Consider the following 13,871-nt stretch of genomic DNA (forward strand, 5'->3'; position numbering starts at 1 on the left):
ATTAAATGATAATATTATTGATTTCAACGTTTTGCATAGTAATAGGAACAATAACATATGGAGTTGTTCAACAAGGAAAAGAAGAAATAACAGGAAAAGGCAAGGTTAAAAAAGCACTAAAGGTTAATTTAGGTGTATTTCTACCTATAATGACCTTTGCGTTAGTAATGAATATACCAACTATAGCTTCAGCAGCAGATGTGGCTACATACAATCCAGCAGCTGGATTAGGTTATATAGCAGCAGGATTATCAACTGGGCTTGCAACTATTGGGACTGGATATGCAGTTGGAGCTGTAGGGTCATCTGCTCTTGGAGCTGTATCTGAAGACCCAAAGATTTTAGGAAAGACTATGATATTTGTTGGATTAGCTGAAGGAATAGCAATATATGGGCTTATAATATCTATAATGATTTTATCAAGAATATAATACACCGCTATTCAGTAGAAGCTTAACTCAGCTTCATTAAAGAAAGTTTATTAAATGTTATTTATAAATAAATATTCGAGGTGTGTTATGAGAAGCTTTCTAATTAGTGATAATAGGGATACCCTAATAGGTATGAAGATGGCTGGAATTGATGGAGTAATTATTAGAGAGAGACAAGAGGTAATAGAAAAAATTGAAGAACTAAAGAAAACTGATGATATAGGAATAATAATAATTACAGAAAAAATCTCACTTATGGTTAATGATTACGTATATAAGTTAAAGTTATCTAAGGATAAACCGCTTATAATTGAAATTCCAGATAGACACGGATCTAATAAAGGACAAGACTCCATATTAAGATACATAAAGGAGTCAATAGGTCTTAAAATTTAGGGGGTATATTTATGACTACAATTGAGGATAAGATAAATTTATTTTCTAAAGTTATATATGATAAGGTCAATGATGAAAAGGAAGAAAAGCTTAAAGCTTTTGATGAGAAAGCTTTGGAAAAAATAACTTTAGAAAAGAAAAAAATAGATGAGCTTAGAAAAACTATTAAAATTAGCTTAGATAAGAAATACAATATTAAAGCTAATGAAATAATTGCAAAAGAGAAACTTAATAAACAAAAAGCCATATTAGCAATAAAGGAAGAATTAATCAATAATACCTTATCAGAGGTTAAGGCTAGGCTTTTATATTTTATTTCATCTAAAGAATATAAAAATTATTTTATTTCCTTGTTAGTAAGTATTTTTGATGAGCTAGAGGAAGGTAAATATAATCTTATTGTTCTAGATAGGGATTATAAAAGATTTGAGGAAGATATTAAATCTGCTATAAATAAATATTCTCATATAGATATAAAGGTTGAAACATCAAATGAGGAGTTTATAGGTGGGGTAATATTGAAAGACGAAAAAGAAACCTTCAAAATTGATAATAGTCTTTATTATAAGTTAGAAGAATGTAAAGAATTTATAGGTATAAAGGTTATGGAAAAGTTAGCGTAGGAGATGGTTTTATGGAAGGTAGAATAATAGGAGTCAATGGTCCTGTTATAAAAGCCGAGGGAATGAAAGGCTTTAAAATGAGAGAAATGGTCACTGTAGGATCAAAAAAATTAATTGGTGAAATAATTATTTTAGAAGAAGATTTTGCGACCATTCAAGTTTATGAAGAAACAGGCGGACTTAAAATAGGAGAAAAAGTGATTTCCACAGGTAATCCACTTTCATTAAAATTAGGACCTGGGTTATTGGGAAGTATTTTTGATGGAATAGAAAGACCATTAGAGAAAATAAATGAAGATTCTGATGGATTTATACCAGAAGGAATAGGTCTTATATCTATAGATGAAGAAAAACTTTGGGAAGTAAAGGTAACGGTTAATATTGGTGATGAGCTAGAAGCAGGTCAAGTGTATGCTGAAATTCAAGAAACACCTTCTATAACCCATAAGTTAATGGTTCCTCCAGATTTACAAGGAAAAGTTAAAGATATAAAACCAAATGGAAAATATAATATAGAAGAGGTAATAGTTACTCTAGAAAATAATGATGGTGTTCATGAACTTAAACTATACCAGCTTTGGCCAGTAAGAAAACCAAGACCTGTTAAAGAGAAGAAGACGATATTTAGACCCTTAATAACAGGTCAAAGAATAATTGATATGTTTTTTCCACTTGCAAAAGGTGGAACCTGTGCTATACCAGGTGGATTTGGAACTGGGAAAACAATGACTCAGCATCAATTAGCTAAATGGTCAGATGCAGATATAATAGTTTATATTGGATGCGGAGAACGTGGAAATGAAATGACTGAGGTATTAGAAGATTTTCCTAAGCTCATAGATCCTAGAACTAATCTTGCACTTATGAATAGAACTATTCTGATAGCTAATACATCTAATATGCCAGTTGCAGCTAGAGAAGCCAGCATTTATACTGGAATAACTTTAGCTGAGTACTTTAGAGACATGGGTTATCATGTAGCTATTATGGCAGATTCAACATCAAGATGGGCAGAAGCCTTAAGAGAGATTTCAGGAAGACTTGAGGAAATGCCAGCAGAGGAAGGATATCCAGCTTATTTACCTTCAAGAATAGCAGAATTTTATGAGAGAGCAGGATACGTTGATACATTAAATGAAGAAGAAGGATCAGTAACTGTAATTGGAGCGGTTTCACCAGCAGGAGGAGATTTCTCAGAGCCAGTTACTCAAAACACCAAACGATTTGTATCAGCCTTTTTAGGTCTTGATAAAAAACTTGCTTATGCAAGACATTATCCAGCTATTAATTGGTTAGCTAGCTATAGTGGATACTTGCCATTACTTAGAGAATGGTATGAAGAGAATGTAGCTGATGATATTTTTAACTTAAGAGCAGATATGCTTAAACTATTGTATGAAGAAGATAAACTTTTGGAAATAGTTAAGTTAGTCGGTGAAGATGTTCTTCCGGATGATCAAAGGCTTATTATAGAAGTTGCTAAAGCGTTAAAGGTAGGATTCCTTCAGCAAAATGCTTATAATGCAGTGGATACCTATGTACCACTAGATAAGCAATATAAAATGCTAAAGGTTATAAATAATTTTTATAAACAAGGGGTAAAAGCAGTTAAGCTTGGAATACCAATAGCTATAATAATGGACAGAGATCTAATAGAAAGAATATATAAGATGAAATATAATATTCCAAACGATAATTTAAATGAAATAGATGATCTAGAGAACGATATAGCAAATTATATGAATAATCTTATAGCAAAATATAGATAGGAGGAGGATGGAGTGAGGAAAGAGTATTTAACCTTAAATAGAGTTCAAGGACCTTTAATTGTATTATCTAATGTAAAAGATGTTGCATACGATGAAATTGTAGATATCATAGTTGATGGAAAAGATAAGAAGAAAGGCAAAGTAGTTCAAATTCATAAAGACAAGGCAATAATACAAGTATTTGAATCTACTATTGGTATGTCTGTAGATAATACTTCAGTTCATTTTAGAGGAGAATCACTTAAGATACCACTATCTAAGGATATATTAGGAAGAGAGTTTAATGGGGTAGGAGAATGCAGAGATAAGGGTGGAGAGATATATTCATCTAAGAAGTATGATGTTAATGGAAGACCTATGAATCCTGTAGCAAGAAAATATCCTAGGGACTATATTCAAACAGGAATATCATCTATTGATTGTTTATCAACCCTTATAAGAGGACAAAAGCTTCCCATTTTCTCTGGAAATGGTATGCAACATAATGAGCTTGCAGCGCAGATTGTTAAGCAAGCTAAGATTTCAGAAGAAAATGAGGATAATTTCTGCATTGTTTTTGGAGCCATGGGAATAAAATACGACGATGCTAACTTCTTTAAGAAAAATTTTGAAGAAGCTGGAGTTCTTGAAAAGGTTGTTATGTTCACTAATTTGGCAGACGATCCTATAGTAGAGAGGATAGTAACACCAAGATGTGCTTTAACTGCCGCTGAATATTTAGCTTTTGAAGAAGGTATGCATGTGCTTGTAATATTAACTGATATAACTAGCTATTGTGAAGCTTTAAGAGAGCTATCATCTTTAAGAGAAGAGGTTCCTAGTAGAAAAGGATATCCAGGATATTTATATTCAGATTTAGCATCTTTATATGAGAGAGCAGGTATGATGATAGGAAAACAAGGCAGTATAACTCAGATACCAATACTTACAATGCCAAATGATGATATAACTCATCCTATACCAGACCTTACTGGATTTATAACAGAGGGCCAGATAGTTTTAAGTAGGGGCATACAGCAAAGAGATATATATCCATCGGTTAATATACTTCCTTCTTTATCAAGACTTATGAAAGACGGTATAGGTGAAGGTTTTACTAGAGAGGATCATAGTGAGGTTTCTAATCAGATATTTGCAGCATATTCTAAGGTTCAGGATGTAATAGCCTTAGCTCAGGTTATAGGAGAAGAGGAACTTTCAGAACTTGATAAAAACTATATGGAGTTTGGAAGAGTATTTGAAAATAGATTTTTAAAACAAGATTATGATGAAAATAGAGAAATGGAAGAAACATTAGATTTAGCTTGGCAGGTATTAGGTATATTACCTAGAAAAGAATTAGATAGAGTTTCACCAGACATATTGAATAAATACTATAAAGCTATGGAGAGATGATATGGAAAATTTTGTGCCAACTAAAGCAAATCTAATGGCTGCTAAAAATTCTTTAGAGTTCTCTAAAAAGGGATTTGAATTACTAGATAAAAAAAGAAATGTTTTGATTAGAGAGATGATGTCATATGTAGCTACTGCGCATGAGTTACAAGAAAAAATAAATATAACTTTTGGAAAGGCATATGAAGCATTGATTGAAGCTAACATCATATCTGGTGTAGTAAATGTTGAAGATATTTCTATGACTGTAGAAGAAGCTAATGACTATGAATTATTATTTAAAAGTGTTATGGGAGTTGAAGTGCCTATAATAAATTTTGATAAAAAAGACATAGACCTTAAGTATAGTGTTTTTAGAACTGGTGCAGCTATAGATGAGGCTATGAGAGAATTCAATAATGTTAGGTATTTAACTTATGAATTAGCGGAAGTTGAAAATGCTGTATACAAATTAGCTATGGAGGTCAAAAAGACCCAAAAGAGAGCCAATGCGCTTCAGAATATACAAATTCCGAAATTCCAAGAGATAGTAAAGTTTGTTACAGAGGTTTTAGAAGAGAAAGATAGGGAAGATTTCTTTAGATTGAAAATTGTAAAAAAGAAACATAAAATAGAATATTAATAACTTATAAAGCATAGAAGAATTTAGACTTTCTATGCTTTTTTGTTTATATTGTAATAATTATTTTAATATTTTTAGGCTAAAAATGTGATATTATAGAAGTGAGTCGGAGGTGCTTTGTTAGAAAATAGTATTAAAGACTGTTTAAGTTGATTATATATGTATCTGTAGGATATAATTATGTATAGTTATAAGTTTTAAGGAGACGCATTTATGAAATACGTAATAGCACTAATAAGCACTTTTTTAATCGTGTATTTTATAATACCTTTTTTGATGAAATTATTTGTAAAATATGATTTTTTGGATAAGCCTACTCAGAGAAAAAATCATAGAGAGCCGATTCCTCTTTGTGGTGGAGTAGGTATGTTTATAGGTTTTTTTGTAGTTTATTTTGTAGCTATGGGAAGGAATATAAACAAGGAAAATATAAGTGTTTTTATTGGAGCATTAGCAATATTAATTATAGGACTAGTTGATGATTACTATAAAACAAGAGGAAAGGAATTTCCTATTTACCCAAGATTTTTGGTTCAAATATTAGCTGCTATATTAGTTTATAATAGCGGAATATCATTTTCTGGATTTACTAATCCAATAACAGGTCAATTTGTGCAACTTCATATAGCTTTACAATTTTTATTAACTGTAACCTGGCTATTTGGGGTAACAACAGTTATAAATTGGTCAGATGGAATGGATGGACTTGCAGGTAGTATTTCTACAATATCATCTGTAACGTTGTTTATTGTAGCTCTTGTTATGAATCAAAGTGATTCTGCTATTGTATGTATTATTTTAGTAGGAGCAATACTCGGGTTTTTAAATTATAATAGACATCCAGCAGTGGTTTTTATGGGAGATTCAGGAGCCAACTTTTTAGGTTTTATCTTAGGAATAATAGCCTTAGATGGAGCTTTTAAACAAGCTACTATAATGAGTCTTTTTATACCTATATTAGCATTAGGGGTACCCATATTTGATAATATATTTGTTATATTTAAAAGATATACAGAAGGGAAACCAGTATATCAAGCCGATAGAAGCCAAATTCATTTTAGATTACAAGAAAAAGGTCTTACCACAAATCAAGTTGTGGCATATATATGTGCCATAAGCTTTGTATTAAGTATGTTATCAATAGTATTATTATTTATTAAAATATAAAAGCGACTTGTTCGCTTTTTTATTTTAGAGATATAATATTTTAAAAGGGGTGATTTAATGAGTATAAATTTTAATGAAAAAATAAATCGATTAGATACTGGCAACATAAAATGGGATAATTATGGAGAAGAGTACATACCATTATGGGTAGCTGATATGGATTTTAAGTCTCCAGATGAAGTCTTAGAAGCTCTAGAGAAAAGAATTGCTCATGGAATATTTGGTTATACAAAGGAAGACAAAGAATTAACAGAAATAATAGTGGAGCATTTTAAAAAGCAATACGGTTATGAAATAGACAGCTCTTGGCTTGTATGGCTTCCGAGTGTTATGCCAGCAGTAAATGTTATATGCAGGATGATTGAAGGATCTATAATGATTAATACTCCTATGTATATGAATATAAGAAGTGCTCCTATTAATGCAGATAAGGAGATAATAGAGGTTCCTTTAAAGCATACACAAGGAACATATACCTTTGATTTTGAAGCCATGGAGAGGTTCATTAAAGCTGATACAAAATTATTTATATTGTGTAATCCTCATAATCCAGTAGGAAGAGTTTATACAAAAGAAGAATTAGATAAATTAATAGTTTTTGCTAAAAAACATAATTTAATAATTTGTTCAGATGAAATTCATTGCGAACTGGTTTATGAAAAGAAACACATTCCAATGGTTACATTAAAGGATGAATTTATCAATAGCATAACTTTAATGAGTCCAGGAAAAACATATAATCTTCCTGGAATACCTATTGCTTTTGGTGTGATTCCAGATAAGGATTTAAGAAACCAATTTTTGAAAGCTTCGGCAGGGGTGCTACCAAAACCAGGAGTATTAAACTATGAGGTGTGTAAGGCTGCTTATAGTAAAGGGGAATCTTGGAGACAAGAACTTTTAAAGCATTTAAAAGATAATATAGATTTTCTAAAAGAAGAAATTAATAAAAGAATGCCAGCTTTAAAAGTAGGAGAAGTTGAAGGAAGTTACTTAGCCTGGATTGATGCTAGAGAATTAGGAGTAGACGATCCGTATAAATTTTTCTTAAAGGAAGCAAAAGTGGTTTTCTCTGATGGAAGAGATTTTGGTGAAAGTGGATACCTAAGATTAAATTTTGCTTGCAGTAGAGAAGTCTTGGAAGAAGCCTTAGATAGGATGGAGAATGCTATAAATAAAAGATTTAAGTTATAAATAATAAATTATTTACACTTTAAATCATATAATGTATAATATAAAAAACACTTATCGAGAGAGGTGGAGGGGCTGGCCCTATGAAACCCAGCAACCCATAAGTTTTCATTTAGACTTACAGGGTGCTAATTCCTGCAACTATTTAGTTGGAAGATAAGGATATTGCTTGGGGAAGTCTATTTATGCCTAAAGGAAATATCCTTTAGGTTTTTTTATCTTTGTTTTAAATTTTAAGGGGGTTAACAAATGTTTATAAAGGATATTTTTAAAGAAAAAAAGGTAGTATTTTCGTTTGAAATATTTCCACCAAAAACAACATCATCATTGGATACTATATATAAAACTATAGAGGATTTAAAAGATTTAAAACCAGATTTTATATCGGTAACTTATGGTGCTGGGGGAAGTACTATAGATAATAAGACAACTTTACTATCATCATTAATAAAAAATAAATATGGAATAGAATCAGCGGCTCATTTAACCTGTATAGGTTCATCTAAAAAGGATATTGAGACAATACTAGAAGATTTAAAGAAAAATAATATTGAAAATATTTTAGCTTTAAGAGGTGATATTCCAGAGGATAAAACTTCAAATGGTGAGTTTTCATATGCATATGAATTAATATCTCATATAAAAGAATATGGGGATTTTGGAATAAGTGCAGCTTGTTATCCAGAAGGACATCTTGAATGTAGAGATTTGGATTTAGATATAGTTAGACTTAAACAAAAAGTGGAAAATGGGGCAGATCATTTAGTTTCACAACTTTTTTTTAACAATAATGTTTTTTATGATTTTTTAGAAAGATGTTATAAGAAATCCATAGATGTACCTATTGAAGCGGGTATAATGCCGGTAATAAATAAAAAGCAAATAGAGAGAATAACCGCTTTATGTGGAGCAGAATTACCAGAAAAATTTATTAAGATTATGAATAAATATGAGCATAATCCAGAGGCTCTAAGAGATGCTGGAATAGCTTATGCAGTAGAACAGATAGTTGATTTATTATCATCAGGTGTAAGAGGAATTCATTTATATACTATGAATAATCCTTTGGTTGCAAGAAGGATAACAGAAAGTGTGGGATCGATTATTACAAGTTTAAACAAGGATATAATTGTTTAAATAAAATCATTGCTCTTTGAGAAAAATATCTATGACTAAACATAGAAGGAGTGATTTTATGAACAGAGAAAATCAACAGGACGCATTTAAAGTTGCCAAAAAGATGATGATAGATGGTGAAGATTGGGATAAAATAATGCAAGAAACTAGACTTAGATTAAAGGATTTAAAAAGAATACAGCAAAATGAAATAGACCCACATTTCTAGGATTAAGTAAAAGAACCTATAGACTAAATAATTAGTTTGTAGGCTCTTTTTATATTATGGATTTTCTCCTTTAAGAAAATATTAAGAACATTACTATAAAAATATTAAGAAAATGAAGATATTATAAGTTTATAGAATAAAAGGAGTGAGTAGTAATGAAGAGCAAAGGGAAAGCATTAATATTTTCCATATTACCTGGAGGAGGACATTTCTATTTAGGTACCTATACTAGAGGAATTATTTTTCTTATAAGTTCAATAATATTTTCTATGAGTTTTAGAAACTATGGATACGGGCCATTTAATGCCTTTAACGGATTAAACAATTTATTTCATAACTTTGCCGTTTTAATTTGGATTTATTCAGCTATTGATGCATATGTTAGCGCTGATTATATTAATAATGGCGGAATTAATTTGGAAGATGAGAGGAGTTTTTCTACTAGAAATAAAAATCTTTTAGGAATTATCTTGGCCTTAGTACCAGGATTAGGACATCTTTATGAAGAGTATTCTGAAAAAGGATCTAAGCTATTAGTTATTTTCATTGTAACTGCGGCAATAGGTGGATTTTTTAATACTGGACTAATAAATGACTTGTTGCTTATTTTATCAATATATTCAGTTTTAGATTTGATGGCAATGAGAGAAGGGAAAAGCTTTGGTTTTAAGGTAGAAAACTCAAAAGAGTTTAAGACAATTATTAAAATCGCAGGAATTGCTTTAATAGCATTTGGTATATCTCAAGGCTTCCAAATAGCATCAACATATTTAGTTGATTATGGCTTTAACTATCTATTAAATATAGTTTCATTAGGAATGAAAGCTCTTATTTTAATAGTAATAGGTATGATTATATTATTTAAAACAAGAAAATAAGTTTTTTAAAACAGTACACGATAAATCTTAATCGTGTACTGTTTTTTTTATAATGGAATATTTTTAAATAATTTCAATTATAAAATTAATGCAAAAATTCGTAGCATATGCAATAATTATAGTATATAAACTGAAAGGGGAAAAACGATGGCAGTTAAAACAATCGTACAATTAGGTGATGAACATTTAAAAAAGATATCAGAGCCTGTGAAAGAAATTAATGAAGAAATATTAAACCTTGTTAAGGATTTAAAGGATACTTTAGCTACTGTTGAGGGAGTTGGACTTGCAGCACCTCAGATAGCTGTGAATAAAAGAGTTATATATATAGACTTAAGAGATGGCTCAGAGCCGATTGTATTAATAAATCCTGTTATAACTGAAAAAGAAGGCAGTGAGATGGATTATGAAGGCTGCTTAAGCTATGTAGGTTATGAAGGTATGGTTGAAAGACCTACTAGAGTTGTAGTTCAGGCTTTGAATGAAGACGGAGATTTAATGGAATATGAAGCAGAAGACTTTTTAGCTAGATGCTTCTGCCATGAAATAGATCATCTTGAAGGTATTATGTATACAGATAAAGCTACTGAGATCTTTGAACTTGAAGAAGAAGAGTACGAAGATGAAGAAGAATACGAAGAATAAAAAAGCGACATTGTCGCTTTTTTTATTGTATAGGAAAGTAAAGTTTATATTGTAGACATTTTAGAAGAATTTATATATAAAATGAGCTGAAGCCGCATAAACACTATATATAGTTATATATCTAGCTATCTATATAGAGAAATATATATCTAGATATATTCCTATTTCTTTATTGACATGTATTTTTTATAGAAGTATAATATCCTTTTAATGGGAAAAGAAGGTGATGTAATGCATAAAGATTTTAATGAAGAACAAGAGATTTTAAAACAAAAGATTCATAGAGTAGAGCGAGAAATAAAAAAAAGAGAAGATGAAGAAGAAAAGTTTAAGGATAAAATAGCACTTTTAAAAAAAGCAGCTAAGGGCAGTTATAACTTAGAACTAGAAAATACAAAAATAATATATGATATTGTAAATAAAAATCTTCAGAATTATAGAGAATCTATAGTTAATCCGTATTTTGGAAGGATTGATTTTAAAGAAGATAAAAAAATACCTGAGAGTCTTTATATAGGTAAACATGGAATATATAGTTCAGAGGATGGAGAAGAAATAGTAATAGACTGGAGAGCTCCTATATCAGATCTTTATTATAGTGGAACTGAAGGTGAAGCCTATTATAGATCACCTATTGGTGTAATAAGTGGAAAGCTATTACTAAAGAGAAAGTTTTTAATAAAAGACGGTGACCTTGAGAAAATTTTTGATGATGGAATAAATGAGATAATACTAAAGGGTGAAGAAGTAGATCAAGAAAACCAATTAGTGGATGAATTTTTGAAGATTAATCTAGAGGAAAGTGCCGGTAGCAAATTAAAAGAAGTTGTGGCAACGATTCAAAGAGAACAGAACGACATAATTAGAGCTCCACTAAACTTCCCTATAATTGTTCAAGGATCAGCTGGATCTGGGAAAACTACAATAGCTTTACATAGGTTAGCTTATTTGGTGTATAGATATAATGAAAAAATAACAGGAAAAGATATATTGGTTTTAGCACCTAATAAATTATTTTTAGATTATATATCTGAGATACTTCCAAACTTAGGAACTTATGATGTTAATCAAAAAACTTTTGCACTACTAGGTAAAGACTATTTAAACTTTAAAAGTAAAGTGTATTCAAGAGATGATAAGTTAAAGGAAATCCTTGAAGGTGATCAAGAGAAAAGTAAACTAATTAAAAATTCTAGTAAAGTAAAAGGCTCTTTAGTATTTAAGGTTATACTTGATAGACTTATAACCATTTGGGAAAGAGAGTCACAAAACCTGAAAGATATAAAGGTTCAAGGCTTTACATTATATAATGAAAAAGAAATAAAGAGATTATATTTTAAAGATTTAGTACACTTTCCAGTAAATAAAAGAATAGAAGAAATTTATAAGTATTTTAAAAAGAAATTAGATAATACACTTGTAAAAATATATGAACAGCTAGATTTATTCTATGATTTGAAGATAAATAAAATTAAAAAGAATAATGAGGACTCCAAAGAGAGAAGAGAAAGATTAATTAGCATATATAATCAAAGAGATGAGATAAAAAATAATCTTAAAAAAGAAGCTTTAGTGAAGCTTAAAGAATATTTTGATACATGGAACAGCTCTAGTGGAGAAGGACTATATTACAGACTTTTTGAAGATGAAGAAATATTTAATGAAGCTACTGGTGGGAAAATACCTAAAGTGTTAGCTGATTTTATGAAGGAAGAAGTTTTAAATAACAGAGATAAGAATATAATAGATGAAGATGATATAGCTCCACTTTTATATTTAAAATTTAAAACTGAAGGGGTTAAAGAGGAGAATAAGTTTAAACATATAGTAATAGATGAAGCACAGGACTACTCGCCACTTATGTTTATAGTATCAAAAATGCTGTCTATAGGAAGCTCTATGACAATAGTAGGAGACTTAGGACAAGGAATATATAGCTACAAAGGTATAGACAGCTGGGATGGGTTAATTAGAGATGTATTTGAAGGTGATTGCACTTATATATCATTAAGCCAAAGCTATAGAAGTACTATTGAAATAATAGATTTTGCTAATGAAGTTTTAAGTAAACAACAAAACGCTCCTAAACCAGCTAAGGCAGTTATAAGAAGAGGACCAAAACCTCAGTTAATAAAATTTAGTAATTTTAAAGAATTAGCATCTACTATAGACAATTTAGTAGAGGAAATAACTTCAACTAACAAAAAATCTATAGCTATAATTTGTAAAACCTTCAGAGACTGTAAAAAGCTTAGAGATAGAATAAAAGCCTACAGCAAAACTCAGTGGACTTTAGTAAAAGAAGGTGATAGTGAGTTAGATGTAACTAATATAATACTACCATCCTATCTAACTAAAGGCTTAGAATTTGATTGCACTATAATATATGATGTATCTAAGGATGTCTACAGAGATAGTGAAGAAGACAAAAAGCTATTGTATGTAGCATTAACTCGTGCACTTCACAATGAGTACGTTATTTATAATGATGAAGTCAGTGAATTAATAGAGTAATATTTTTAGAAATGGTTGTTAGTAGAGTAGCTCTATGATAGAATTAATGTGAATTTAATAGTAACTAAAAATTCCCCATTCAAGGGGAATTTTTTATGAAGAAAATATAATCAAAAAGTGGAAAGGTGAGTATAATGGAAGAAAAAGAAATAATGTCATTTAAAGATGAAGATGGAAATAAAGTAGACTTTGAGGCAATAGCACGAATATATTTAGAAGAACAAGAATATTTAATACTATCCCCATTAAATGGAGATGGAAATGAAGATGATGCATATATATTTAGAGTAGACTACGTAGATGAAAAGCAAGAATTAAACTTAGTAGAAGATGATGAGGAATTTCAAGCAGTTAAGAAAGAATATAAACAATTACTGTATTAAGGAGAGGGAAATATGGTAAAAAATGAAATTATTAAGGCGCTTAAAGAAAAGGGCGTAAGTGACATTGAGGAGATAAAATATAAAAGAGGTTATCTGTTGGTGAAATTCTTTTATGATTTTGATGACGATGAAATATCAGCAGCTAGAACTTATTCAAATGAAGAGGGAACATATGAATCAGAAACAGAGGAATGGTTTAAAGAGTTATATCTTCCTTACCTTTATGATATCTCATTAGACAATGTTGAAGAATATATAGAAGAGATAACAGAAGAGTATGAGGTTCAAGGGCAATTTGTAGCTTATGATGTGGATATAAATAACCCAACCTTTGGAGAATTTTTAGCTATATTTAGCGAAGATGAAGAAGATGTAGATATTGATGAGGTTGTAGAAGAATTAGATCTATAAAGATATGGATAAGCAAAAAAAGAAACTCAATTAATTGAGTTTCTTTTTTTATGCAGAGTTATGCTATGTACTTTAAATATGTCCTTTTTTTTAAACTTAGT

General features: G+C 30.1%; 15 protein-coding genes and 1 riboswitch. All 15 genes read left to right on the plus strand.

Features of this window, described 5'->3' with window-relative positions:
- The first annotated feature begins 5 nt into the window (after positions 1–5).
- The 15 genes from P8F83_RS01785 to P8F83_RS01855 all read left to right on the plus strand — a co-directional run bounded on the left by P8F83_RS01785 (position 6) and on the right by P8F83_RS01855 (position 13,770).
- On the plus strand, positions 6–431 hold the full coding sequence (locus P8F83_RS01785; RefSeq protein WP_326513189.1) for an ATP synthase subunit C: 426 nt from the start codon (positions 6–8) through the stop codon (positions 429–431).
- A gap of 87 nt (positions 432–518) precedes the next feature.
- Positions 519–827, plus strand: a complete 309-nt coding sequence (locus P8F83_RS01790; RefSeq protein WP_021802851.1) for a V-type ATP synthase subunit F — start codon at positions 519–521, stop codon at positions 825–827.
- Between the two features lie 11 nt (positions 828–838).
- Positions 839–1,450, plus strand: a complete 612-nt coding sequence (locus tag P8F83_RS01795; RefSeq protein ID WP_326513190.1) for a V-type ATP synthase subunit E — start codon at positions 839–841, stop codon at positions 1,448–1,450.
- Between the two features lie 11 nt (positions 1,451–1,461).
- Positions 1,462–3,219: a V-type ATP synthase subunit A gene (locus P8F83_RS01800; protein ID WP_326513191.1), complete on the plus strand. Its 1,758-nt coding sequence runs from the start codon at positions 1,462–1,464 to the stop codon at positions 3,217–3,219.
- A gap of 12 nt (positions 3,220–3,231) precedes the next feature.
- Positions 3,232–4,614 carry a V-type ATP synthase subunit B gene (locus tag P8F83_RS01805; protein ID WP_073017766.1) on the plus strand — a complete coding sequence of 461 codons (1,383 nt, stop codon included), beginning with the start codon at positions 3,232–3,234 and terminating at the stop codon, positions 4,612–4,614.
- A gap of 1 nt (position 4,615) precedes the next feature.
- Complete coding sequence (locus P8F83_RS01810; protein WP_286905321.1) at positions 4,616–5,236, plus strand: V-type ATP synthase subunit D; 621 nt, start codon at positions 4,616–4,618, stop codon at positions 5,234–5,236.
- A 213-nt stretch (positions 5,237–5,449) separates the two neighbouring features.
- Entirely contained in the window at positions 5,450–6,403 is a 954-nt protein-coding gene (locus P8F83_RS01815) for an MraY family glycosyltransferase (protein ID WP_286905320.1), read from the plus strand.
- 57 nt (positions 6,404–6,460) lie between these two features.
- Positions 6,461–7,597 (plus strand): MalY/PatB family protein, encoded by a 1,137-nt coding sequence (locus tag P8F83_RS01820; RefSeq protein WP_326513192.1) that lies wholly within the window; start codon positions 6,461–6,463, stop codon positions 7,595–7,597.
- Between the two features lie 48 nt (positions 7,598–7,645).
- Positions 7,646–7,757: riboswitch (SAM riboswitch) on the plus strand.
- An 86-nt stretch (positions 7,758–7,843) separates the two neighbouring features.
- Positions 7,844–8,731, plus strand: coding sequence for a methylenetetrahydrofolate reductase [NAD(P)H] (gene metF, locus P8F83_RS01825; RefSeq protein WP_326513193.1), 888 nt, complete (start codon positions 7,844–7,846; stop codon positions 8,729–8,731).
- Between the two features lie 58 nt (positions 8,732–8,789).
- Complete coding sequence (locus P8F83_RS01830) at positions 8,790–8,939, plus strand: hypothetical protein (RefSeq protein ID WP_021802843.1); 150 nt, start codon at positions 8,790–8,792, stop codon at positions 8,937–8,939.
- Positions 8,940–9,094: 155 nt separating this feature from the next.
- Complete coding sequence (locus tag P8F83_RS01835) at positions 9,095–9,817, plus strand: hypothetical protein (RefSeq protein ID WP_073017756.1); 723 nt, start codon at positions 9,095–9,097, stop codon at positions 9,815–9,817.
- Between the two features lie 147 nt (positions 9,818–9,964).
- Positions 9,965–10,462: a peptide deformylase gene (gene def / locus P8F83_RS01840; protein ID WP_326513194.1), complete on the plus strand. Its 498-nt coding sequence runs from the start codon at positions 9,965–9,967 to the stop codon at positions 10,460–10,462.
- A gap of 210 nt (positions 10,463–10,672) precedes the next feature.
- Entirely contained in the window at positions 10,673–12,976 is a 2,304-nt protein-coding gene (helD, locus tag P8F83_RS01845) for an RNA polymerase recycling motor HelD (protein ID WP_326513195.1), read from the plus strand.
- Between the two features lie 134 nt (positions 12,977–13,110).
- Positions 13,111–13,359 carry a DUF1292 domain-containing protein gene (locus tag P8F83_RS01850; RefSeq protein ID WP_021802840.1) on the plus strand — a complete coding sequence of 83 codons (249 nt, stop codon included), beginning with the start codon at positions 13,111–13,113 and terminating at the stop codon, positions 13,357–13,359.
- Positions 13,360–13,371: 12 nt separating this feature from the next.
- The gene (locus tag P8F83_RS01855; protein WP_326513196.1) at positions 13,372–13,770 is read left to right on the plus strand and encodes a hypothetical protein; all 399 of its coding nucleotides are present in this window, start codon (positions 13,372–13,374) and stop codon (positions 13,768–13,770) included.
- The last annotated feature ends 101 nt before the right edge of the window (positions 13,771–13,871 follow it).

This window comes from Clostridium intestinale (assembly GCF_035905475.1).
Lineage (GTDB): Bacteria > Bacillota > Clostridia > Clostridiales > Clostridiaceae > Clostridium_T > Clostridium_T intestinale.

Excerpts from the sequence above, each read along its gene's own strand:
- P8F83_RS01785 (WP_326513189.1), top strand. The coding sequence starts at position 6 with ATGATAATATTATTGATTTCAACGTTTTGCATAGTAATAGGAACAATA.
- P8F83_RS01790 (WP_021802851.1), top strand. The coding sequence starts at position 519 with ATGAGAAGCTTTCTAATTAGTGATAATAGGGATACCCTAATAGGTATG.
- P8F83_RS01795 (WP_326513190.1), top strand. The coding sequence starts at position 839 with ATGACTACAATTGAGGATAAGATAAATTTATTTTCTAAAGTTATATAT.
- P8F83_RS01800 (WP_326513191.1), top strand. The coding sequence starts at position 1,462 with ATGGAAGGTAGAATAATAGGAGTCAATGGTCCTGTTATAAAAGCCGAG.
- P8F83_RS01810 (WP_286905321.1), top strand. The coding sequence starts at position 4,616 with ATGGAAAATTTTGTGCCAACTAAAGCAAATCTAATGGCTGCTAAAAAT.
- P8F83_RS01815 (WP_286905320.1), top strand. The coding sequence starts at position 5,450 with ATGAAATACGTAATAGCACTAATAAGCACTTTTTTAATCGTGTATTTT.
- P8F83_RS01820 (WP_326513192.1), top strand. The coding sequence starts at position 6,461 with ATGAGTATAAATTTTAATGAAAAAATAAATCGATTAGATACTGGCAAC.
- metF (WP_326513193.1), top strand. The coding sequence starts at position 7,844 with ATGTTTATAAAGGATATTTTTAAAGAAAAAAAGGTAGTATTTTCGTTT.
- P8F83_RS01830 (WP_021802843.1), top strand. The coding sequence starts at position 8,790 with ATGAACAGAGAAAATCAACAGGACGCATTTAAAGTTGCCAAAAAGATG.
- P8F83_RS01835 (WP_073017756.1), top strand. The coding sequence starts at position 9,095 with ATGAAGAGCAAAGGGAAAGCATTAATATTTTCCATATTACCTGGAGGA.
- def (WP_326513194.1), top strand. The coding sequence starts at position 9,965 with ATGGCAGTTAAAACAATCGTACAATTAGGTGATGAACATTTAAAAAAG.
- helD (WP_326513195.1), top strand. The coding sequence starts at position 10,673 with ATGGGAAAAGAAGGTGATGTAATGCATAAAGATTTTAATGAAGAACAA.
- P8F83_RS01850 (WP_021802840.1), top strand. The coding sequence starts at position 13,111 with ATGGAAGAAAAAGAAATAATGTCATTTAAAGATGAAGATGGAAATAAA.
- P8F83_RS01855 (WP_326513196.1), top strand. The coding sequence starts at position 13,372 with ATGGTAAAAAATGAAATTATTAAGGCGCTTAAAGAAAAGGGCGTAAGT.